The organism is Anaerolineales bacterium, assembly GCA_030583885.1.
Taxonomy (GTDB): Bacteria; Chloroflexota; Anaerolineae; order Anaerolineales; family Villigracilaceae; genus Villigracilis.
In genome coordinates, this window is sequence record CP129480.1 from 1,889,942 (window position 1) to 1,912,575 (window position 22,634).

The 22,634-nt window shown below is 53.4% G+C and carries 24 protein-coding genes; 7 read left to right on the forward strand and 17 right to left on the reverse strand.

The window, feature by feature from the left end; all coding sequences use genetic code 11:
• Window positions 1–7 precede the first annotated feature (7 nt).
• On the reverse strand, window positions 8–796 hold the full coding sequence (locus QY332_09400) for an A24 family peptidase (protein ID WKZ38145.1): 789 nt from the start codon (window positions 794–796) through the stop codon (window positions 8–10).
• A gap of 124 nt (window positions 797–920) precedes the next feature.
• Between QY332_09400 and murA the strand changes: the two genes are divergently transcribed.
• Window positions 921–2,201, forward strand: coding sequence for a UDP-N-acetylglucosamine 1-carboxyvinyltransferase (murA, locus tag QY332_09405; protein WKZ38146.1), 1,281 nt, complete (start codon window positions 921–923; stop codon window positions 2,199–2,201).
• Window positions 2,202–2,270: 69 nt separating this feature from the next.
• On the opposite strand, the gene QY332_09410 is transcribed toward murA, so the two are convergent.
• From QY332_09410 to trxA, 3 genes are read right to left on the reverse strand one after another with little or no spacing between them, the layout of a single operon-like run.
• Complete coding sequence (locus QY332_09410; GenBank protein WKZ38147.1) at window positions 2,271–2,873, reverse strand: hypothetical protein; 603 nt, start codon at window positions 2,871–2,873, stop codon at window positions 2,271–2,273.
• A 32-nt stretch (window positions 2,874–2,905) separates the two neighbouring features.
• Complete coding sequence (locus tag QY332_09415; GenBank protein WKZ38148.1) at window positions 2,906–3,592, reverse strand: hypothetical protein; 687 nt, start codon at window positions 3,590–3,592, stop codon at window positions 2,906–2,908.
• Between the two features lie 24 nt (window positions 3,593–3,616).
• Window positions 3,617–3,961 (reverse strand): thioredoxin, encoded by a 345-nt coding sequence (trxA, locus tag QY332_09420; protein ID WKZ38149.1) that lies wholly within the window; start codon window positions 3,959–3,961, stop codon window positions 3,617–3,619.
• Window positions 3,962–4,043: 82 nt separating this feature from the next.
• Here trxA and ftsY point away from each other — a divergent pair, with 82 nt between their 5' ends.
• Window positions 4,044–4,955, forward strand: a complete 912-nt coding sequence (gene ftsY / locus QY332_09425; protein ID WKZ38150.1) for a signal recognition particle-docking protein FtsY — start codon at window positions 4,044–4,046, stop codon at window positions 4,953–4,955.
• A gap of 8 nt (window positions 4,956–4,963) precedes the next feature.
• Window positions 4,964–6,050 (forward strand): peptide chain release factor 2 gene (prfB, locus tag QY332_09430; protein WKZ38151.1). Its coding sequence is split into 2 segments (ribosomal slippage): window positions 4,964–5,029 and window positions 5,031–6,050, totalling 1,086 coding nucleotides; the frame shifts between segments, so codons are not numbered across the junction.
• Between the two features lie 88 nt (window positions 6,051–6,138).
• Here the strand turns inward: prfB and QY332_09435 are convergent.
• Window positions 6,139–6,903: a S1 RNA-binding domain-containing protein gene (locus QY332_09435; protein WKZ38152.1), complete on the reverse strand. Its 765-nt coding sequence runs from the start codon at window positions 6,901–6,903 to the stop codon at window positions 6,139–6,141.
• A gap of 466 nt (window positions 6,904–7,369) precedes the next feature.
• Here QY332_09435 and ileS point away from each other — a divergent pair, with 466 nt between their 5' ends.
• The 3 genes from ileS (at window position 7,370) to QY332_09450 (ending at window position 11,795) form a co-directional block, all read left to right on the forward strand.
• Window positions 7,370–10,519 carry an isoleucine--tRNA ligase gene (gene ileS / locus QY332_09440; GenBank protein WKZ38153.1) on the forward strand — a complete coding sequence of 1,050 codons (3,150 nt, stop codon included), beginning with the start codon at window positions 7,370–7,372 and terminating at the stop codon, window positions 10,517–10,519.
• A 129-nt stretch (window positions 10,520–10,648) separates the two neighbouring features.
• Window positions 10,649–11,377 carry a hypothetical protein gene (locus tag QY332_09445; protein ID WKZ38154.1) on the forward strand — a complete coding sequence of 243 codons (729 nt, stop codon included), beginning with the start codon at window positions 10,649–10,651 and terminating at the stop codon, window positions 11,375–11,377.
• Window positions 11,367–11,795 (forward strand): GNAT family N-acetyltransferase, encoded by a 429-nt coding sequence (locus tag QY332_09450; GenBank protein WKZ38155.1) that lies wholly within the window; start codon window positions 11,367–11,369, stop codon window positions 11,793–11,795. The genes QY332_09445 and QY332_09450 overlap by 11 nt, the downstream gene beginning before the upstream one ends.
• A gap of 53 nt (window positions 11,796–11,848) precedes the next feature.
• On the opposite strand, the gene QY332_09455 is transcribed toward QY332_09450, so the two are convergent.
• The 5 genes from QY332_09455 to yqeC all read right to left on the reverse strand — a co-directional run bounded on the left by QY332_09455 (window position 11,849) and on the right by yqeC (window position 16,470).
• Window positions 11,849–12,766, reverse strand: coding sequence for a hypothetical protein (locus QY332_09455; GenBank protein ID WKZ38156.1), 918 nt, complete (start codon window positions 12,764–12,766; stop codon window positions 11,849–11,851).
• Between the two features lie 113 nt (window positions 12,767–12,879).
• Window positions 12,880–13,548 (reverse strand): lysophospholipid acyltransferase family protein, encoded by a 669-nt coding sequence (locus tag QY332_09460; protein ID WKZ38157.1) that lies wholly within the window; start codon window positions 13,546–13,548, stop codon window positions 12,880–12,882.
• 9 nt (window positions 13,549–13,557) lie between these two features.
• Window positions 13,558–14,478 (reverse strand): diacylglycerol kinase family lipid kinase, encoded by a 921-nt coding sequence (locus QY332_09465; GenBank protein WKZ38158.1) that lies wholly within the window; start codon window positions 14,476–14,478, stop codon window positions 13,558–13,560.
• A gap of 52 nt (window positions 14,479–14,530) precedes the next feature.
• Window positions 14,531–15,118, reverse strand: coding sequence for a nucleotidyltransferase family protein (locus tag QY332_09470; protein ID WKZ38159.1), 588 nt, complete (start codon window positions 15,116–15,118; stop codon window positions 14,531–14,533).
• A complete protein-coding gene (gene yqeC / locus QY332_09475) occupies window positions 15,115–16,470 on the reverse strand; it encodes a selenium cofactor biosynthesis protein YqeC (protein WKZ38160.1) in 1,356 nt (451 codons plus the stop codon). Before yqeC ends, QY332_09470 begins: the two co-directional genes overlap by 4 nt.
• 127 nt (window positions 16,471–16,597) lie before the next feature.
• Here yqeC and QY332_09480 point away from each other — a divergent pair, with 127 nt between their 5' ends.
• A complete protein-coding gene (locus tag QY332_09480) occupies window positions 16,598–17,497 on the forward strand; it encodes a response regulator (GenBank protein ID WKZ38161.1) in 900 nt (299 codons plus the stop codon).
• Between the two features lie 41 nt (window positions 17,498–17,538).
• On the opposite strand, the gene QY332_09485 is transcribed toward QY332_09480, so the two are convergent.
• From QY332_09485 to QY332_09515, 7 genes are all read right to left on the reverse strand, one after another.
• Window positions 17,539–18,549 carry a peptidoglycan-binding protein gene (locus tag QY332_09485; protein ID WKZ38162.1) on the reverse strand — a complete coding sequence of 337 codons (1,011 nt, stop codon included), beginning with the start codon at window positions 18,547–18,549 and terminating at the stop codon, window positions 17,539–17,541.
• A 184-nt stretch (window positions 18,550–18,733) separates the two neighbouring features.
• A complete protein-coding gene (locus tag QY332_09490; GenBank protein WKZ38163.1) occupies window positions 18,734–19,132 on the reverse strand; it encodes a hypothetical protein in 399 nt (132 codons plus the stop codon).
• Between the two features lie 124 nt (window positions 19,133–19,256).
• Window positions 19,257–19,595: a hypothetical protein gene (locus QY332_09495; protein ID WKZ38164.1), complete on the reverse strand. Its 339-nt coding sequence runs from the start codon at window positions 19,593–19,595 to the stop codon at window positions 19,257–19,259.
• A gap of 10 nt (window positions 19,596–19,605) precedes the next feature.
• Window positions 19,606–20,403, reverse strand: coding sequence for a selenium-dependent molybdenum cofactor biosynthesis protein YqeB (yqeB, locus tag QY332_09500; protein WKZ38165.1), 798 nt, complete (start codon window positions 20,401–20,403; stop codon window positions 19,606–19,608).
• A 94-nt stretch (window positions 20,404–20,497) separates the two neighbouring features.
• Window positions 20,498–21,241: a DUF1361 domain-containing protein gene (locus QY332_09505; GenBank protein WKZ38166.1), complete on the reverse strand. Its 744-nt coding sequence runs from the start codon at window positions 21,239–21,241 to the stop codon at window positions 20,498–20,500.
• Complete coding sequence (locus tag QY332_09510; protein ID WKZ38167.1) at window positions 21,238–21,732, reverse strand: DinB family protein; 495 nt, start codon at window positions 21,730–21,732, stop codon at window positions 21,238–21,240. Before QY332_09510 ends, QY332_09505 begins: the two co-directional genes overlap by 4 nt.
• Window positions 21,729–22,631: an alpha/beta hydrolase gene (locus QY332_09515; GenBank protein WKZ38168.1), complete on the reverse strand. Its 903-nt coding sequence runs from the start codon at window positions 22,629–22,631 to the stop codon at window positions 21,729–21,731. Before QY332_09515 ends, QY332_09510 begins: the two co-directional genes overlap by 4 nt.
• Between the last annotated feature and the right edge of the window lie 3 nt (window positions 22,632–22,634).

Here is a 22,634-nt window from a genome sequence, read left to right on the forward strand (position 1 = left end):
AGGCGGGTTATTGCGGTAAAAACATTTTGATAAAACCCGGGAAATAAATGACCAGAAATGCACTGGTGATCAAATAGGGACCATATGGAATAAAAACCATTAATGCATTCTTTTCGTATTTACGGGTGACGATCAACCCGACGATGAGCATCAAGCTGATAAAACCTCCGAGCAGGATGCCGACCAGGAGACTGAACCAGATCAGGGGCCAGCCCAGCATCAAGCCAAGAATTGTGACCAGGATCACGTCGCCTGCGCCAAGCGCCTCCTCATCGTCCGCTTCCTGTCCCATTGCGCGCATGCGTTTTGCGCGTACGCGGGAGAAGAGTACGCCGAGATAGTAAAACGCCAGCATGATGACAAGGCCGCCCAGTCCGCCCCAAAGGGTTGGTTTCAGGCCATGGGAAACAAGACCAACTGTCAGTCCGAGCAGGGAGCCGAAGATGCTGGTCGGGTGCAGGATCAGGCGGTGCTCCATGTCAATCACGAAGATGACGGCAAAGTAAAGGATCAGGACGAGTCCAAGCCAGTATCCCAGTTTCACTGGAGGTTGATTCCATATATAGATGCTGATTGCAAGGGTCACGAGTTGAACGACCCAGGGCCGTGCCTTGCGGGCGTGTCCGTTCCGGCAGGGTCGAAAAAGAAGATAGTGACTCCATGTGAACGGCTCATTGCATTGCAAACAGGCGGGCGGGCTTAAACGTCTCGTGACGGGAAGGACATCGGCAAGATAATTTATGATGATCCCGCCAAGCCATCCAACGAGAATGGGGATGAACAGCATGATTGACATTTGGAATTATTATAATTCCAATTAGGATGCGGCGCAAAGCTGCCATTGGATGTAAGTCAACTGCAATGTCTTGGCGGAATTTTGAAAACTGCCTTACAATCTTGATGGTTTTCAAGGAGATGAAATGGAAGAATTTGTTATTGAAGGCGGGGTTCCCCTGCATGGCGAAATAACCCCTTCGGGGAATAAAAATGCCGCATTACCCCTGCTGGCGGCATGTTTGTTGACAGATGAGCCGGTCGTGCTTCGCAACATTCCGCAGATCCGCGATGTGCTTGCCATGCGGAAATTGATCGAAAGCCTGGGCGCCCAGGTGGATGAACTGGATGAGAATGCGTGGCGCATTACCACACCTGAACTGACCGCCTCCCATCTGGACCCGGACCTGTGCCGCCGCATCCGCGCCTCGATCCTGATCGCCGGACCGGTCCTTGCGCGAGCGGGTGGAATCCGCCTGCCTCCTCCGGGCGGGGATGTGATCGGCCGCCGCCGCCTGGATACACATATCCTGGCCCTGCATGCATTGGGCGCAAAAGTAAATTATGACCGCATCTTTGACATTGAGGCGGCTGAACTCCACGGCGCAGATATCCTTTTGGATGAAGCCAGTGTCACTGCAACGGAAAATGCCGTGATGGCTGCCGTGCTTGCCAGGGGCGTCACGAAGATCCGAAATGCGGCGTCAGAACCGCACGTACAGGAGTTATGCCGTTTCCTGAATTTGCTGGGTGCGCAGATCGAAGGGATCGGTTCGAATACACTCCATATTACCGGTGTGTCCGGCTTGCATGGCGGGGAATTTACAATTGGTCCCGACCTCCTGGAGGTGGTTAGTTATATTGGCGCGGCGGTTGTAACGCATGGCAGTATTCGCATTCGCAACGCCGGTGTTCAGCACCTTGAAATGATAGGACAGGTATTTCGCCGTTTGGGGGTCCACTGGCAGGTGGACGGGAATGATCTGATCGTTCCCTCCGACCAGTCCCTTGCGATCATATCCGACCTTGACGGAGCCGTCCCTGAAATCAAGACCAACGTCTGGCCGGCCTTCCCAACCGACCTGATGAGTATTGCGATCACGGTGGCGACGCAGTCCTCGGGCTCCGTGCTTTTTCACGACTGGATGTTTTCGGGAAGAATGTATTTTACGGACAAGCTGGTGGGGATGGGCGCGCGCATTATTTTATGCGACCCCTATCGTTGTTTAATTCAGGGCCCCATGCAGTTATATGGAGAGAAGCTGGAAAGTCCGGACATCCGTGCCGGCATGGCATTGTTATTGGCGGCGCTGGCGGCGAAAGGTACGTCGATGATTCGGAATGTGGTTCAGATCGAAAGGGGCTATGAGCGGGTGGACGAGAAGCTGCGGATGCTCGGTGCAAAAATAAGCCGCGCTTCGGAGTGATTCCCATAAAGAGAAGCCGCCCCAATTGGGGCGGCTTCTCTTTATGGGTGATTGTGATTGGAAAACGGCTTATGCTCCAACGTCTCTGCAGGAGCCCTTTTCGACCTTTAATCTGATCAAATCGGTATCCGCGGGGCGCAGCACAAAACTGCACGCCGCAGTGCTGTTGGTGCTGCCGATGGTTATCCAAGCATACGCAAACCAGCTGCCTCTGGGCAGGTTGACGATCAACTTCTCGTTTTTGGCAAGATTGTAGGACATTGCTCCGCATTGGCCAAAGGCGCTTTCAACCAAATTCAAGGATATTGTGAATGTGCCGCCGGTCTCATTTTCGATTCTCACTCTTGAGGTGGGTCCGGCCTGGCTCATGTTGATCGGCCCAAGGCAGTTGCCGCCGGAACTGGAGGCTGTGGTTGCTGTGGGTATGATCAGTTCCAGGGTCGGCTCGGCCAGGGGAGTAAATGTTGGCAGCGGAGTCGGGCTGGGTGTTTCCGTAGGAGGAATGGGCGTGTTCGTAGGAATCGCTTCCTGGGTCATTGCAACCATTGTCCATGCGGCGGCAACAGCGGTGCCTTCCACCTCTGCGGCGGACATGGTGGGTGTCCCCTGCGGTCCACAGGCTGTTAATAGCACGGTAACAGCCAAGAGGACAGGTAATATTCTTTTTATCATTTGTTCTCCATTTCTTTTCTTATCGAGGGCTTCTATTTTATTGTAATTTTATCTTTAAGGATGGTGATCAGCAGTTCCTGATCATTGGCCAGGGAAAACGCGCCGGTGAACTGTCTGCCGCCCACCCAGGCGACATACGTATACGTGCCCGAAGGAGCCCTTGCATCAACACGTTTTTTTACAGGATATTCAAGGATTGTGACATATCCTTCCGGTGTTACACATCTCAAAGAAATGTATACATCAACCTTCGCCTTGTTGACCAATGAAACGGCTCCAGAGGGCAGCTTCGGTGGCAGTGTACCATAAAACAATGGATGAGGTGTTTTCGTCGGGGTGAGGTTATTAACTGAAATTAATGTGGCGCCTGGAGTTGTTGTGAGCGGTAATGTGCCGGTGACACCCGGTCCATCCAGGGTTTGCCCGGGTGTACCTGTCCCCAACGTTGCCGTTAAAGTGAGCAATATGGGATTCTCTGTTTCCGTGGGTGTGTTCAGTTCGGGAGTTTCTGTGGCCGTCACGATGACGGGTGTTTCACTTGGCAGGGGGGTCTCGGATGGGAAGGCCTGCAGGGTTTGCTGCGAAATTATTTCCGCAGTGGCTTGCAGGTCTTCCACGGATAACGGGGTTGGGAATACCACCTCAGGTTGCGCCGGGGCTGGCAGACATGAACTGAGAACCAGTACAAACAAAATCACCGGGATGAGCATTTTTTTCACAGCCAACTCCCTTGCGATCAGGTTTTAGTTTTGGTTGACGACTTCCATGAACTGCGCCACCACTTCCCTCAGCATGCGTTCGGGCAGTGCGCCAACCTGGCGATGCACCACCTTGCCGCCGGAAACGAACAGCAGTGTGGGAATTCCCTGAACACCGAATTTCTGCATCCATTCCGCATGGTCATCCGTATTGATCTTCGCCACGAGCAATTTGCCATCCTCTTCCCTGGCAAGCTTGTCCAGCACGGGCGCGATCATTTTGCATGGGTTGCACCACGGCGCCCAAAAATCCACGATCACGGGCAGGCTGGATTGCATCACCACTTTTTCGAAGGATTCATCCGTAATATGAATGGGTTCTCCTGACATTTTATATGTATTCCTTTCAATCCTAGTTTACTCGTTTAGCCGATGGAGTATAACATAAATTCCCTGATATAATCGGCGCTCAATGACGAACCTACTCTCACGCTGGCAGCAGGGACTCTCGCGCACAAGCAAGGCTGCATTTGGGCAGATCGCATCCATCCTTGGCGCTTCCGAGATCACAAACGAAACATGGGACGATCTTGAAGCGCTGCTCGTTCAGGCGGATTTGGGCATCGAGACCACCACCTCCGTTCTGGATGCACTCAAGCGCCTCACACGGACCGAAGGCCTGACCCGCGCCAACGAGCTTGCCTCTGCCCTGAAAGGGGAACTGCGCTCCCGCCTGGAAACGCCGCCTGACTTGAACCTTACGCAAAAACCGACAATCATTCTGGTGGTGGGCGTCAATGGCTCGGGCAAGACGACGACCATTGCGAAACTCGCCTCGCGATTTCATGGTGAAGGGAAACAGGTTTTGCTCGGCGCGGCGGACACCTTCCGCGCTGCGGCGATGGATCAGCTCCAGGTCTGGGCTGACAGGCTGGGGGTGGAAGTGATCGTTGGCGCTCCGGAGAGCGATCCCGGTGCAGTGGCGTTCAATGCTGTTCAGGCCGGCGTCGCCCGCAGGGTGGATATCGTCATGATCGACACGGCCGGCCGGCTGCACACACGGTTTAACTTAATGGAAGAGTTGAAGAAGGTCAATCGTGTGGTCGGCAAGGCGTTCGATGGTGCGCCGCATGAGGTATGGCTGGTACTGGATGCAACGACAGGTCAGAACGCCCTGCACCAGGCGCGTTCCTTTAAAGATGCAGTGAATGTGACCGGCGTGATTTTATCCAAACTGGATTCATCTGCACGCGGCGGTATGGCCTTTGCCATTCAACGGGAACTACACCTGCCCATCCTGTTTGCCGGCCTGGGCGAGAAGCCTGAAGACCTGGTACCCTTTGACCCGGACGATTTTGTAGATGGAATACTATCGAATGACTAGGAGATAATATGCAGGATTTACTTCAACGCTTGCAGGCCGCGCATGACCTGACTCGACAATTAATGGTGCATCTTTGACCTGGCGGGCAAAGAAATTCAACTGGGACAGCTTGAAAAGGAAATAGAAGGGCTGCAGTTCTGGAGCGATTCCACGAACGCGCAGCGTGTGATGAAGACCGTATCCCGTTTGCGGGAGGAGGTGGGATCCTGGAATTCCTTACAACAGCAGGTTCATGATCTGACCGAACTTGCGAAACTTGACGATGAATCCCTGCGCGCAGATTTGGAAGGCGAGATCAAAAGGCTCGAAGTCGATCTTGAGAAACGTTCCTTTGCAGCGATGTTATCCGGTCCCTATGATCATGACGATGCCATCCTGGCGATCCATGCAGGCGCGGGCGGGACGGATTCGCAGGATTGGGCCGAGATGTTGCAGCGCATGTATTTGCGCTGGATGGAAGACCAGGGGTTCACAGCCGACATAGTGGATACCACTCCCGGCGAAGAAGCGGGCATAAAAAGCGTGACCATTGCAGTGGGCGGGAAACATGCCTTTGGGTATCTGCGCTCGGAAAAAGGTGTCCATCGGCTGGTGAGGCTTTCCCCGTTCGACGCGGCACATCGCAGGCATACTTCGTTCGCGCTGGTTGAAGTCCTGCCGCAGGTTTCGATGGATGAGGTGGATATTGAGATCAATCCCGGTGATATAAAACTGGATGTCTTCCGTTCGTCCGGCGCGGGCGGGCAGAGCGTGCAAAAGAATGCAACCGCCGTGCGCCTGACCCATCTTCCAACCGGGATCGTGGTGGTATGTCAAAATGAGCGCTCGCAAATGCAGAACCGCGAATTTGCGCTGCGAATTCTGCGGGCGCGGTTGTTGGAACTGCGCCAGGCAGAGCGGGAGGAGGAACGCGCAGTTTTACGCGGCGAATACACCAAGGCAGAGTGGGGGAGTCAGATCCGTTCCTATGTGCTGCATCCGTACCAGATGGTGAAAGACCACCGCACGGATTTTCAGGCCGGTAATGCGCAGTCTGTTTTGGACGGCGACCTTAATGGCTTTATGGAAGCCTACTTGAAGAGCGGCTCCAGATAGATTGATTCCTCTGGCTGTTTAAGAGACGGAGAATCAAAAGAGCGGGTTTCAACCCGCTCTTTTTGTACCTCTCCCATATTGGCAGGATTTATCCGCCAGTGGGGAGACGTTTTTCCAGGGTGCTGTTGAGGAGTTGTTCCTGTTCCTCTGAAGCAGACTTATAGGACTTGCGGCGGACTTTTTTGCCCTTTGATTTTTCGAGAGCCTGCTGCCAGGCGATCTGCATGGCTGTGAACTGAGGTTCGTTGGAAACTTCGGTTTCCATAATATACTCGTCCTCTTTTTTGCCCTTGCGTTTGCCCTTGCCCTTGCGGTCCTCGCGTTCGGGTCTGGGTTCTTCAACAACTTCGGCTTGCAGGGCTTTCATGCTCAAGCGGATCTGCCGCTTACGGCGGTCCACATCCAGGACTTTTGCTTCGATCTCCTCGCCTTCCTTGAGGACTTCGCTGGCGGTCTTGACATAGCCGTGAGTCAGCTCGCTCACGTGGATGAGACCCGGGCGCTCTGCGCCGAATTCCACAAATGCGCCATATGTTTCAAGCCGAACGACCTTGCCTTTGACGATCAGATCGGGCAGGATTTCCTTCCATTCATAAGCAAGCGGTTCGATCATGGTGAGTTCGATGCGGTCTTTTTTGACACGGCGCACCCAAACTTCCACAGTTTGTCCTTCCTTCACAACATCCTCCACTTTATTGACCGCGTCCTGCTGGAGTTGTGAGATATGGATGACACCGGGCACACTCTGACCGATGTCCACGAGCGCCCCCGCGAGTGTGGTCTTCAAAATTTTGCCGCTAAGTTTGGTTTTGGGTTCGAGCGCTACGGCGGGCGCATTATCAGGTGTTGCCATAGTTAATCTCCTACTGTTTGAAATAATGCCGAAGAAGGATTATACCTGTCTGACATGAAACCGTCAACGTGAAATTGGTAATCCATTAAACCGGCCGGTCACGCTCTTGCGGATTGTGTTTTCCGTGAGTATAATCCGTCAATCCTATTATTCCGCGGCAGCGGACAAAGCGTCGATGGGAAAGAGTAAATCTGTCGAAACGGCCAGCGAGTCCGAGGTCAGGTGTGAAGCGGATGCGCGGAGACGGTTGAAAATCCTCCCGGAGCTGTGAACTGAAATCGGACGGGTCAGACGGGTCGAGAGTAGGGAATCCGAAATTGTTCCTCGTTATCGGAACAGGATGATGTTGGTCATCCAATGAGTGTCTGCCAGCCTTATCGGGCGGGTGCAGAAACCAGAGTGGTACCGCGTGAGCATGGCTCTCGTCTCTGTCTGAGATGGGAGTTTTTATTTTTTGGAGGCTTGAATGTTTAAACCAGTTAACTCAAAACTCGATGTGCCTTCTTTGGAAGAGAATGTCCTCAAAATGTGGAAGAAGCAGGATGTCTTCAAGAAGACCGTTGAACAGCGCAAGGGCGGCCCCGAGTATGTTTTTTACGAAGGACCGCCGACTGCGAATGGAAAGCCCGGTGTGCATCATGTGTTGGCGCGCGCGTTCAAGGATATGTTCCCGCGCTACAAGATCATGCGCGGGTATCACGTCTCGCGCCGCGGCGGTTGGGACACACATGGTCTGCCCGTTGAGATCGAGGTTGAAAAACAACTTGGATTCAACAACAAGCAGCAGATCGAGGAATACGGTATCGATAAATTCAACGAGCTTTGCAAGAAATCCGTGTTTACATACATTCAGGATTGGGAGCGACTCACCGACCGCATCGCCTTTTGGGTCGACCTCGAAGAGGCCTATGTGACCTATACCAATGAATACATCGAGTCGGTCTGGTGGATCCTCAAGAACTTCTGGGAAAAGGACCTGCTCTTCAAGGGCTACAAGATCGTTCCGTATTGCCCGCGTTGCGGCACGCCGCTCTCCGACCATGAAGTTGCCCTCGGTTACGACGATGCAACCGACCCCTCGGTCTTTGTCCGCCTGCCGCTGGTGGAAAAGCCGGATACCTCCCTTCTTGTCTGGACGACCACCCCATGGACCCTTCCGGCCAACGTCGCTGTTGCAGCGCACCCCGAGGTTGATTATGTGACCGTCGAGCGTGATCATCACGGCACGAAGGAACGCCTCATCCTTGCTAAAAATCTGGTTGAAACGATTTTCAAAGATGAGGACGTGAAGGTGGTGGATACATACAAGGGCAGGAAGCTGAAGGGCGTTAAGTACAAGCCGCTCTTCACATTTGTGACGGTGGACAAACCTGCCTATTATGTTGTACTGGGCGATTTCGTCACAACAGAAGACGGCTCCGGACTTGTGCATCAGGCGCCCGCTTTTGGCGCGGAAGACATGGAGATGGCGAAACAACACGACCTGCCGATTTTGTTGACCGTTCAGCCGGATGGCACGTTCATCCCCGAGATCACGCCCTGGCGGGGAATCTTTGTCAAGGATGCCGACCCGCAAATCATCCAGGACCTTGATGCGCGTGGTCTTTTGTTCCGAGCCGGCACGCTGGTGCATACCTATCCATTCTGCTGGCGCTGCCATACGCCGCTCCTGTATTATGCGCGTGAGTCGTGGTACATCCGCACGAGTTCAAAGCGCGATCGTCTCGTGGAATTGAACAAGACCATCAACTGGGTTCCCGACCACATCAAGAACGGACGTTTTGGCAACTGGCTGGAAAATAACATCGACTGGTCGCTCAGCCGCGAGCGGTATTGGGGGACGCCGCTTCCCGTGTGGGAGTGTGAAAACCCCGATTGCAAGCATCGCGAGTGCATCGGCTCGGTAAAGGAACTTTCTGAAAAAGCAGGCAAAGACTTGGGCGAACTCGATCTGCACCGCCCGCACGTGGACAACGTCCACTGGAAGTGTATGGAGTGCGGTGGAAGAATGACGCGCGTCAAGGACCTGATCGACGTATGGTTCGACTCGGGCGCGATGCCTGTGGCGCAGTGGCATTATCCGTTTGAGAACAAGGATAAGTTCGAGTCCCAATTCCCCGCCGATTACATCTGTGAGGCGGTCGATCAGACGCGCGGCTGGTTCTATTCGCTGCATGCCATCAGCACATTGCTCCATGATGAAATCTCCTTCAAGAATGTCATCTGCCTCGGTCATATACAGGACGGTGAGGGACGCAAGATGTCCAAATCGCTGGGTAATATCGTCCAGCCCTGGGATGTGTTGAATGTGCACGGTGCAGATGCACTGCGCTGGTATCTCTACACCGCTTCGCCGCCGGGCCAGGAACGCCGCTTCTCCCCCGACCTGGTTGGAGATGTCATCCGCAGCTTTACGCTTACGCTGTGGAATGTGTACTCGTTCTTCATCACCTATGCCAACCTCGACAAACCGCAGGGACTCACCGTCACTGCAGCGACCAACGACCTGGACCGCTGGATGCTCTCCGAATTGAATGTGCTCGTCCGTGACGTGACGAAGGCGTACGATGAATATGACGTCTTGAATGCGACCCGTCCTGTGGAAAAATTCGTCGAGAACCTCTCCACCTGGTACGTGCGCCGCTCGCGCCGCCGCTTCTGGAAGAACGAATCAGGCGCCGACAAACAGGCCGCATACTCCACGCTGTATACCGCATTGGTGACGGTCGCAAAATTAATCGCACCCGCCATGCCATTCCTCGCCGAAGAGTTGTACCAAAACCTCGTCCGCTCGGTGGATGAGACTGCGCCCGAATCCGTTCATCTTGCAGAGTGGCCGGCGGTGATGAACGAATTCATTGACGAAACACTCAACCGTGAAATGGAATTGGTGATGAAACTGGTTTCGCTCGGCCATTCTGCGCGGCAGAAAGCCAATCGCAAGGTGCGCCAGCCGCTTGCAGAAGCCGCCTTTTCCGTCGGGAATCCTGCGGAACGTACAGCGCTGATGAAGAACGTCGACGTCATCCAGGACGAGTTGAACGTGAAGCAGGTCCGTTTGCTGGACGCTGCCACGGAGGCGGTTTCGCACACGGTCAAGCCATTGCCCAAGCAGTTGGGACAGAAATACGGCAACAAGTTCCCCGCCATCCAAAAGGCGATCCTCGCCATGAATGCGGAAGAAGCGGCAAGGACCTTGCAATCCGGCAGTCCGCTGAAAGTGACAGCGGATGGCGGGACGTATGAGGTTCTCTCCGATGAAGTGGAGGTGAAGGCGATGGCAAAGGAGGGCTTCGCGGTTGCGGAGGAGGGCGCATATGTTGCCGCGCTGGTCACCGACCTGACGCCTGAACTGATTTCCGAAGGCTTGGCGCGTGAATTTGTCCGCCGCGTGCAGGATCTGCGCAAGACCGCCGACTTGGCTGTTGCCGATCGTGTGGAATTGTTCATCGAAGCCTCAGCAGGTTTGAGGTCCGCGATCGAGGCGCACGAGTCGTACATCACGGTTGAAACGCTGACGACAAAATTATCCTTCACGAGTCCGCCGCAGGATTCGTCCATTGTCGAGGATGAATTTGAGGGCGAGCAGGTCAAGGTTGGATTGGTTAAGGCGTAGTTGCAGGATGGCGGGCTTCGGATGTCGAAAGGCATCCGAAGCCTGTTTAATTGTATAATTTCAAGACATCTTGTTTTGCGCGTGTGTGTTCATAGTTCATAGGTGTAACCACCTTAGTAAGGAAGAATCATGACAGCTTCTGCACTATCGGAAACCAAACCAAACCCTGTGCGCGTGGTACTTGCATGGGGCGTGCATTTATTCACCGCCACGGGCGCGGTGTGGGGGTTGCTGGCGATCCTCGCCATCTTCGACGGCGATTACCGCATGATGATCGTGTGGATGATCGTTGCGATGCTGGTGGACGGCTTCGACGGTGTGCTGGCGCGCTGGGCGGATGTGAAAAAATTCGCGGGCGGGGTGGACGGCGCTCTGCTCGACAACATCATTGACTATCTCAATTACGTGCTGGTGCCCGTCCTCTTCATTGTCACAACGGATTACCTGCCCGCGCCCGCCAAATTCTTCACCGCCTGCCTGATTCTGCTTACATCCGCCTATCAATTTACACAGACGGATGCGAAGACCGATGACAATCATTTCAAAGGTTTCCCGTCCTATTGGAACGTCGCCGCGCTGTACATGCTTTTGATGAACCTGCCTGCCTGGGTGAATTTCGGCTTTCTGATGCTGTTCAATATCATGGTCTTCATCCCCATAAAATATATTTACCCAAGCCGTAACAGCTACCTGCGCCAGTTGACGCTCGCGCTGACCTACTTGTACGGCGTGATCGGAATTTGGGGATTGCTTCAATATCCCAATCATCCCAGCTGGTTTCTGTGGGTTTCGTTTATCTATGTGTTCTATTATATTGTCTTGAGTCTGGCGCCCAAGAAAAAAGCAAATGCGGATTGACATTGTCACACGGGCGGATGACGAACTTCTCGATGCGTTTAAACGCCTTGTCCCTCAACTGACTGATAATAATCCGCCTCCATCCCTGGACGATTTGACTGCCCTTGTCCAAGATGCGAGCTCCACACTGTTGACGGCCCGGGATGATAATAACCAGATCGTTGGCGCATTGACTCTTGTGGTCTATCGCGTGCCGACGGGAATCCGCTCCGTGATCGAAGATGTGATCGTGGATATCTCCGCGCGCGGACAGGGGATTGGTGAAACTTTGCTGGTGCGGGCAATCGAACTGGCCCGGGAAAAAAGCGCAGGCAATATCTCGCTCACATCCAATCCCATGCGCATGGCCGCGAATAAATTGTATTTGCGGGTGGGTTTTACGAAAAGGGATACGAACGCGTATCAAATTAAATTTTAATAGCATAAGGGCCGGCGGATCCGCCGGCCCTTATGCTATTAAAATGGTGCCAACTAGGGGCGTCCACCGCCCGTGCCGCCACTTTTACCCTTGCCTTTACCACCGTTGTTGCCTTTGTCCTTGCCGTTCCCATTACTACCACTGCTGTTTCCATTCCCAGCGGCGTCAATGGCCGCTTCATTAGTATCGTCGCCAGTGTCATCACCGTTGTTACCTTTGTCCTTGCTGTTCCCATTGCCATTACTACCATTGCTGCTTCCATTCCCGGCGGCTTCAATGGCCGCTTCATTAGTATCGTCGCCAGTGTCTTCACCGTTTTCAGCTTTGCCAGACATAACACTGCCGAGATTACCTCCTTTTTTTAGTGACTTTACAACATCGCCCCAATTATCGGGCGTTGAGCCGTCTGCAAGTACAATGTCGTCATAGTTACCGCTTTGTTTGGCTTCGAGCAGGGCTTCGAAGGTGGCAGTGTCGCCATCAATTTGATTGGTCAGCCACAAGGCTTGAGCGATCACACCAAAGCCAAAGCCGTCTTCATGGACGGTCATGATCGTGTCATAGTCCACACCGAACAGCCCGCCGAAGAAATTTGATAATGCAGAACCAACGGGATGTTCTTGTTCACCCCGGTCTTCTTCCTCGCCTTCTTCAATGACGTCTGCGGGGTCGAGTTCGACTTCCATTCCAACCGCATCTTCTGTCACTGTTGGTTCGCCGGTGATTGGATCTGTTGTAACCAGCCCAAGCAACTCGGCATTTTCAAAGCTGACTATTACGGTCTGTGTTTCGCCTGTGGTTTCATCCAGCAGGTCAAGGACTACAATCGTCTCGCCTGTGGTTGGGTCGGTTTCAAACGCAATGGTTTGGATAGTGCCAGTGATTGGGGTTGTCTCCTGTGCGAATGCAGTTCCCGTTGTCATGGCAAGCAGGGCAAGCATAAGGAATGCGCTGGCAAATATTTTTTTCATTTTATTTGCTCCTTTTCTATTTCTTTCTATACAATTTATTTTCCGACTCTTATTCTATTCCAGATTTGTCATGTTCCCACTTTTATTTCTGTAAGCGACCCAGTACCAACGTACTATGGCTGTAGAGTGACCAGGAATTTTTCCGTGAATTTGCTCATGTCCGAATATTCCCCGCGATATTCCTCCGGAAGCAATTTTGCCAGGCGGTACATCATCTCATCCACAATCTGCTGACGGACCTCGCCCGTCACTTTTACACCGTCCACATTGACCTTAAACGGCTCGCCAATGCGGATGTGAAAATCCGTGCGTTTCAGGCGCCTCAGATTTTTAAGATAGACTTCGCCTCCCCAATGTGCGATTGGGACGATCGGTGCGCCCGAGTGCAGCGCAATGATGACTGTGCCTGGCATGGCGCGCCGCAGTTTTCCCGTCCTGTTGCGCGTGCCTTCCGGGGCGATCCCGAATATATAGCCCTTTTCCAGCGCCCTCAATGCTTTTTTGAGGGCGTTCATATCCGCTTCGCCGCGGCGGACGGGGATGATGCCCCACACGCCAAAAATCCAATTCAGGAACCAGTTGTCCCAGGTTTCCACCTTTGCCCAGCCTGTTAGTTTTCGTGGCTGCAAATGGGCGAAAAGCAGAGGCACTTCGATCTGACCCGTGTGATTGGCAATGGCAATCATGGGTCCTTGCAGGGGAAATTTCTTCAAGTCGTCCCCGTCAATGCGGCAGGTAACGCGCGTGTATATGCGGACAATGAAATTAGTTAACCAATGCATCGGCTGTTCTCAGACGCAGATAATTTCCAGTTCTTTAGGAAGCAATTCAAGGGTTAAGTGCGAACCGTTCAGGCAGATGAATTCCCCGTCTGCGTGGGCCGGGAAGGTCACGTCCAATGATTTAATCGAGACCTTGCGCGCGCGTTTCATTTGGATTTCCGGAAGCGCCTCCTGTGTCCCTTTGATGAAATAAGGGATCATTTGCAGGATGCGCCCCTTTGTTGCCGTTTCGGCAATGCACAGGTCAAAGTAACCGTCATCGGGCTGGCTGTGGGGAGCCATCTGGAAGCCGCCGCCCATGCGCCTGCCGTTCATGACCGAGATCATCAACGATGTTTGTTTGATGGTTTCGGTGTCGTCCAATGTGATTTCAACGTGCGCGGGGTTGTAATAGAGGAAGACAGTTTTGATGACGCCGATCAGGTAGGCCGGCAACCCGCGTGTCCAGCGGACTTTGATGGCTTCATTGCCAACCGCCGCATCGAACCCGACACCGATGCCGTTGCCGAAATACCTTCCTTCGGGAAAATCCCCCCCCTTAACAATACCGATGTCAATCTTTTTGCGTTTGTTTGCGAGCAATGCCTTCAAGCCTTCGTTCAAATTGGTCGGGATGCCTGTGCCGCCTGCAAAATCATTGCCCGTGCCGATGCCAAGTACACCGAATGCGGAACTGTTGTATCCAGCCTGCTTTGCGCGCATGATGCCGTTGATGGCTTCATTGGCGGTGCCGTCGCCGCTGGCGCACACGATTACGTCATATCCATTGCGCACCGCGCTCTCTGCAAGTTCGGCGGCGTGCCACATTTTTTCGGTCTGTACAAGCCTAAAATCCAGCCCATTCTCCCGCAGGCTGGATTCGATTTGCGGAATTGACCTGCCCCCAAGCCCGCGTCCCGATATAGGATTAACAATGACAAAATATTTCATATACCGCTCCCAATTCAGAATGGGGCGAGTTTATCTTTTGTAAGGCTGGTTGTCAATCTGTATTTGATTTGGATTTCAAGTATTCTTCGGGTGTGTCAAGGTCTGCGATCACGGTGGAGGTATCCATGATCACGTAATGGATCTTGCGGGCATGTTTTTTCAAAAAGTCGCGCGGTGTTCTCGGTGGTTTCAGGGCCTGCAATTCGTCCCAGAGAGACCTTGCGACCAGCCAGGGATGTCCGCGCCGCATGTCATAGCTTGGGACTACGATCTGGGCTTTGCTTTCGAGAAAGGCATTGCAGATGCTCCGCACGCTTCTTGCCTCGACCTGGGGCTGGTCGCCGAGGCAGATGAGCGCGGCACTCGCCTCGCGCATTTTCACGCTCAAGCCCAATTGAATGGAGCTTAGCATTTCGCCTTTTTTATAATCCTCATTGAAAACGGTTTGGACGGTTTTTCCGACGAGCATTTCCACCTGCCCCCGCGCTCCGCCGGTTACAACGAGAATATCCTTGATGCCGGCTGCCTGGAATGTGGAAATAACAGTTTGCAATACCGTACTTTTGCCCCAGGGCATCAGCATTTTTGGTTCGCCCATCCGTTTGGATTCGCCTGCAGCTAGAATAATGGCTGTAATCACGGTTTGCCTCTAGGTTCTTCAATATCGATCAATCTTTGATAGTCTTCGGGGTTGTCAACATCCCGCAATAATATGTCATCATGCCAAGGCATGTATTTTACTTTGTATTTCGGGAAAACTGCGCGTCCGCCGATATCGCCTGTCAGTTGGAGGAGGTCGGCGAAGGTTGCGCGGTCAAACAACACAGGATTGGCGCGGTGTTCCTCGAGAACGAGGGGCGCAATGATCGGGGCAAGTTCCTGTGTGTGCAATTCGGTCAATGCGCGGATGACTGCGCTGGGCATCTGGGGTTGATCTGCCAATAGAAAGACCGCCGCACCCGCATTGTAGGGTAATGATTTTACTCCAGCACGGATGGATGTGCTTTGACCTTGTGCGTAGTTCGAATTGTTGACAACCATAACCGCCAGGCCTTTTAGCGCAGATTCAACCTGGGCGGCGTGAAAGCCCGTAACGACCACAACAGGTGAAAGGCCAGCGTGAAGCGCGGTTTCGGCGACCTGTCTTACAAAGGGTTTGCCCTTCCAATCCAGCAATTGCTTTGGAGATCCAAAGCGGGTCGATTGGCCTGCAGCCAGGATGATCCCTGCGGTGGGTTCGAAAGCGCGGAAATTCCTTTTTTTCAACGAGCCGACAATTACCGAGTCGAAGCGATGAAGCAGTTCACGGGCCATGCCTCCACCGATGGATTGAAGTTCGGGGGTGTCTGCCTGGTTGAGCAGCACAATGCGCTGCGCAGCGGGTGGGATGTTTTTCAGCCCGCCCTGCGGGTGCGTGAGCATGGAAATGACAGCACCCGGTGTGATGCTTTCGCCTATTTGCAGGCCGCTGAGTTGCGAGAAGATCTCCGCGCGGTGGACATGCTCATCGGTCAGTAGTTTATTAATGGCAGACAGCCCTGTGACCACGATGACGGTTTCGGTGAAGCCTGGGATTGGCGGTTCGTGCGGCGCGGGGGCTTTGAGAGCCTTTTGACGGGAGCCGTCCGCTTCGATGAGCAGGGGAATGCTACTCCGTCTTGATCTTTCGTGTAGCCAATTTAGGACGGTTTCATTGACTGGTTTTGCCCTGTCTCGTTCAATTTCCCCAGTCACCAGCGTCACTCCTTCTGGCGGGATATTTGTCAAGCCATTAACATCGTTTGCGATGATATGATGATCCGCAAGCGGGATTTGCCAAATGCCGAGATGAGATGTTGCAGTGATGATTATTGCTCGGTTGCCAGTGTTTCGTGAGCCGAGTTGCCGGGCAAGTTGAAAGAGGGCGGTGGTCTTTCCGCCTGCGCCGGCCAGGCTGACAGTCTGATTTGAAGCGGAGGGCAGGTCAAGCCGAAGGGCGCGCGCAATGTCCATGGCTGTATTGTAAGTCAAATAATTTGAATGTTGTGCTGAAAAGGTCTTTGGATTTTTTGTAAAGAACCTTATAATTGATACGGTATGGAATGCGAGAACCGTTTATGGAGGCCGAAGGGCATTGTGTATGGATAAGCCGGTTGCATTGATCATTGAAGATGACCGCGATGTCGGCGCCTTGTTCCGTCACGTGCTGGATGTGGCCGGGTATCAGACCGAGATCGTGATGGACGGCAGGGAAGCCATGGAACGTCTCGAAACCCTGCTGCCCAATATCGTCCTGCTCGATTTGCAGCTGCCGAACGTGTCTGGGGTGCAAATTCTGAAACGGATGCGCGAGGATGATAAGTTCGAGAAGGTCCCGGTGGTGGTCATTACCGCTTATGCGCCCTTTGCAGACAGCCTGCCTGTGGAACCGGACCTGCTTTTGCTCAAACCTGTGGATCTCAACCAGCTTAGCAGTCTGGTCCAACGCCTGCAAGCCACACAGGGCGCATTGAATGAACCAGCGCATGACCCGCTGACCGGTTTGTATGCATTCGGTTTTTTTACAGTACGGCTGGCATTTTCCCTCGAGCGTATCAAACAAAGTTCACTCCGCCGTTTTGGGGTTATGCTCGCGGATGTGACTCAACTGGCGGAACTCAAAAAGCAGATTCATTCAGACGAGTTCAACCATTTTCTTCGCAAACTGGCAGATCAATTCCGCATGGCGCTTCGGCCCACCGATACCATGGCCTGGTCGGCGGAGGATGGATTTTTTCTTACGCTGATCGAGAACATTCCCAGCCCTGAAGCGCCGCTTCGGATTGCAGCCCGCGTGCGGAATACGATGAAAAAATTTTTCGACCAGAATGACCATGGACTTGGGTTGCGCGCGAATTTGGGAGTTTTGCTCTGTGATCGAGAATATGAGGACATCCAAATGATCTTGAGCGATATTAATCGTGTGCGCACGCTGCTTCGGGAAAGGCAGTATGCCAGCCCTGCAATATTTGACAGGGAAATGTTGAAACAAAAAGGATGAAACCGCCGAAGGTGGTTTCATCCTTTTGAATGCCGGCCGCCCTAGTTTGAGATCAGGCTTTTCCAGGTGTTGGGTCCCACAATTCCATCAGAGGCGAGACCTTTGGCGGTTTGGAAGGCTTTTACGGCGTTGGCCGTAATGGGTCCAAAACCCCCATCCACCTCGACAGCATAGCCGTATTTGTCCCTGAGCAGTTTTTGCACAGCGCGGACCGCATCCCCATTACTGCCTTGTGAGACTTGTATGATCAGAGCGCTCCAGGTATCAGGCCCAACGATGCCATCTTTTGCAAGTCCCTTTTGGGTCTGGAAGTTCTCAACCCTTGATTTGGTCTGTGGACCGAAGATGCCATCCGGAGCCAGGTTGTGTCCGTTGGCTCTGAGCAGATATTGAATGGCGTACACTTCATTGCCCTGGTCCCCCTGTTTGAAAACGGGCCAGCTTGGGACGGGTGTATTTGCGGCAACGGCTGCGGCTTTGATCTGAACCCAGAACGGTCCGGTGGAGAGACCAAATACTGCGCCGCCCGGTTCACGCAATCTCCAGTTGCCCTTGTAAGTGCCGGGTGCGCCTGGGGCCGTCAGGTTCACGGATACATCAATCGTCTGGCCCGGTGCGACAGTGCCAGCTGTCAGTTGTTGCGAGGCGGGACCTCCCATTTGGTCGCCAGAGTCGAAGACGAGCTGATAGCCTGAAGTCCAGGTGCAGGAGCCGGCATTTCTGAGTCTCCAGGTTTTTGTAAAGGCCGTGTTGACCGTTACGCTGGCGTTATCTGGAATTGTTACATCCGAGACGAAGGAGGCCAGATTGCAGGGCACAGCTGTGCTTGCAGCGGTCGCTGCTCCGGGCGGTGTATTTGTAGCGGTTAAGGCCGGCGCGGGGGTTTCCTCCGTCGTTGTCGGGGTCTCCCCCGTCAGGGCGGCGGCAGTGATTGTTTGTGCGGCGAGTGTGAAGACCAGGCCTTCGCTTTGTCCCTGTGAGCCATTCGGGAGGTTGCAGGCGGACATTATTAAAATGGGCAAGAGACATACAACAAATAATTTTCGATTCATGGTGCTCTCCTTTGAATGGCAATAGTCTAGCAGACAGCCTGGTTTAAATCAATTTTACAAAAGTACCATAGGGAACCAAAGGAGCGCAAAGCTCATCCCCCATTGCCCTTCTTTTGGCGGATCTTTTTCAAGATTAACCCATCCCCCCAAAAAAGTGAATGTAAATTTCCTTATATTTACAAGGCTATTTGTTGTTGTATAGAAGGCCGCCGATGATTGAAAATCCAAGCACAGACAAGTTTGTGATCTGGGGATCGGGTTTCCATCCCAGCAGGTCCCCGCCCAGCGCAAATGCCCAGATGGGAAAGGCGAGGCCGGCCAAAATTATATTTCCTATTTTCCCATCTCCATCTGTAGCCCACCAGCGCAGCGCCACCGCCCCAGCCCAGCAAAAGATCATCCAGTAGCCTGTGTAATCCGGTGCGCCAGCAAGTCCAAGCGCAAAAACCGCCACTACCTCGGTCGGAATGTGGGATGTCATGTTCGAGGCGAATTCCTTGACTTTATCTTTGTTACCGCGTTTTTGATCCGCGTCCTTGATTTGTCGAGCCGATCTGCCTGTGATCCCATATAGCGTAGCCATGTTTACTCCTTTCAAAACTATATCTATCAAACTATACAACGTTTATGTTGGAATTTCAATCGCGAATCCGTTTTTGTTAACTATTTAAATCAGTCCTCGACGCTTGTTGTCTGCACGGGGAACATTATCCCCCGGCGATTTTCACGTTGTACCCCAGCCTTTTCAATGTCTCGGCGATTTTCTCGCGCTGTTCCCCCTGGATTTCAATGACACCGTCTTTTACTGTCCCGCCGGTTCCGCAGATCCGCTTGAGTCTCTTCGCCAGCTCTTTCATTTCTTCTTCGGACAAAACAAGTTTCTTTACTAGGGTAACAGATTTTCCACCGCGCCCCTTTGAGTCACGATGCAGGTAGACGGTCTGTTCATGAGGGGGCAGTGATATGGACAATTCGGCGGACCTGCGCTCTGTTTTTCGCAAGTCGCCCGATTCAGAGGCCCAGACTACAGGGTTGTCCCTCGGCATGGTAAATGTGTTATTCCATCCCCTTTAACGTGATGAGTACTGCTTCTAGTACGCCGCCGCCGACTGCGAGCGCCTTGTCTGAAACCAGGGAGCAGACGCCGGGGTCGTTGCGCGAATCCACGTCTCCGATCTTCATGCCCTCGGTCACTTCCACGCTCGGGTGGATGATCCCCCGCAGGACACCTTCAAACGGACTGACCAGCGGCTTGTCTTTCACAATCGCAATATTTTCCCCTTCGTCACAGTGATCGCCGATCTGTTTGAGTGCCTGCACATTTCCAGCGGATGGTGCGCGGAGCACACGGCGCGGGTCGCCTTCGGGCACGCCGCTGTCGGGTTGAGTCTCGCCACTCCACAAGACCCTGCCGAGGGTATGACTGCGGCGGGTTTCTATCACAGCGTGGCAATTCTCTCCTGCGCGGAAGCCAGGACCAAGTCCGATGTGAAGCGGGATATCCGCGGCCAACAGTTCAGGTTCCTCTTTCAGCAGCCTCGCATCCACAACGAACGTGGAGCGGGGACTGGTGATGAACTGGTTGCGGAGCGCGTTTGCATCTGGATCGATCAAGATGGGAATTTCACCCGCCTCCAGCACGACCTGAAATTGATCGCCCGAAACGAGGCGTGCCGTGACGCCCTCGACCGATTGTGCGCCATCATACACCGCCTCACAGAAAGACACAGTCCTGCGGACGGCGCGGGGTTTATCCAGCTCGAGGATGGCGACTTGAAAACCGACGTGATACAAACGCAGCGCAATCCCGCTTGCAAGGTCGCCGCCGCCGCGGATGATGATCAAAGGGATCATAGATCTTCCCGCGGCATTCTGGGCAATTGCTTTTGTGGTATTTGTTGATAAGGTATTTTCATGGTAATGTCTCCAGGGTAAGGCTGGCGGGGTTCTATGATCGGCTGCTATCGGATGGTTGTGTTACTTCGACCCGCCCGGCTCTCTCGGTCTGTTCGCTCAACATGTGGCTGAACGAATACAGGAGGATGAAAATGAACAGGAAGAAGAATGTATAGAGCAGGGTAAATGCGGCGAGACGCATGCTTGGGTCGATGACGAGACCGAGGATATCCACTGCCGTCTCCGCCGGATTTTGCAGGATATCCCAGGAATTCAGGCGCATGAAGCGCCCGATGTAGATTCCAAAACTGCTCAAACCGGCAATGACGAAGACGAAGACCCAGCCCAGCGCGCGCCCGAACATCCGTACGACAATATCCTGCATGAGATAGAGGGAGATCACGCCGAGCAATGTACCTGTCCATGAGCACCAAACAACGATGATCACATCATACCAGAGAGGCGCTCCGCCTGAGCCGCGTGTAAGGTCTTGCAGGTCCGTGAGCATATAGGGCGCATTGGGGAAGAAGATCAGCCAGATGAACGCGACGAACGGGATGATCAGGTACAACCAGATGCGTTTCCATGAAATTGCGTGCGCGAAATATGCCAGCATGAACGGGATCCAGGCGAGGAAGAGGTTCCAGATCAGGCCGGTGTGCCGTGATGATTCCGTGTAGGCCACCCGGGCTGCAACCAGCAGGATGCAGACCAGGCAGGCGGTGTTCAGCAGAATAAATACAGCGAGGCTGTGTCTGTGTTGGCGGATAAAGGGCTTCAGATTTTTATACATCATAATTTTTTGCGCAGGAACAGGATCAAATCGATGTCGCCGGGCGAGTGACCAAACTCCGTGAGCATGGCGGCGGCTTCACTGCGATGCTGTGTGCCATGGTTCACAACATGCGCCATCGCCTCCCAAAGGATGTTTTCATACATCACGCCCTCTGTGGATGTGTATTGGAATGGCCGCTGTAATTGTTCATCCGTGCGCGAGCCTGTAAATCTCATCAACTCCACCTCCTCTTGCAGCCAGCGTGCCCGCAGAGATGCAATGTTGGGAAAGTCTTCCGGCGTGAACCTCGCGCCGGGCGATTCGTCCAGCCAGCGTTTTCGCCAGATCCATTCGGCGAAGAGGATGTGTGTGAGCGTGCTCCTCAGTCCGCCATGCGGATGGGAAGCCGCAGCGAGGAATTGCTCCTCGGTCACCATGGAAGCCGCGTCCAGGATGCGGGCATTCGCCCATGAATTATATTTGTAAAGCAGCTGTATGGCCTGGGTGTTCATCTTGATAGGAACTCCAGCAGGATCGGGTTCACGATCCCGGCCTTTTCATAATGCGGAATGTGCGAGCAGTTTTGTATTGGATGGAATTCCGCATGAGGCAGAGCCTGCAAAATGAGCGGGTGGTCTGCAAACGGCGTGGTGGCATCGTTCTCGCCCCAAAAGAGCAGGGTTGGTTTTTTCAACCTGCCGACTTTTTCGTACATTCCAAGGAACGATTCCAGCATTCCATTACGCAGCGTGGATAATATGGCGCGTTTGAATCCCTTATACTTCATCTGGGCTTTGTATTTCACCTGGAAAATTTCCACAAGCTTGGGATCGAAAAAATCGGAGGCGATGCTTTTGACCATATTTTCGCTTCCAAACAGACCGATGAGCAGTTCGCCAAGAATCGGCAATTTGGCCGCTTTGAGCAGTTTTGTCAGCCCGATGGCTTTCGCGCCCGATGGGTCGATCAGCACGTGTTTGCGGATGTAGCGCGGATACTTTTCGATGAAGGCGGCAGTGACCGGCCCGCCCATGGAGAGTCCAACCAGATCCACTTTTTGGATTTCAAGCGCGTCCAACAGATCCTTGAGTTGTTTCACAAACAGGTGGATATCATAGCGGAGGCGGGGTCTGTCGGAATATCCGCGCCCGATGAGGTCATATCTTAAGACGCGAAAGCCTGCATTGGACAAAAACTCAAAGGTCGGGTCGTAGATGAAGAATGGTACGGAAAATCCATGTACAAGCACAACGGGAATCCCGTTCTTTGCTCCGCCGAGTTCATAATGGGTGACACCGTCGGCAAGCGTGATGAACGAACCGCCAAGTTCTTTGCGGACTGTTTCATTCAACTCTTTGGTTTCATCCAGATAAGGGAAGGACATATGGTTCGCAGGGACACGATCCGTCATGTC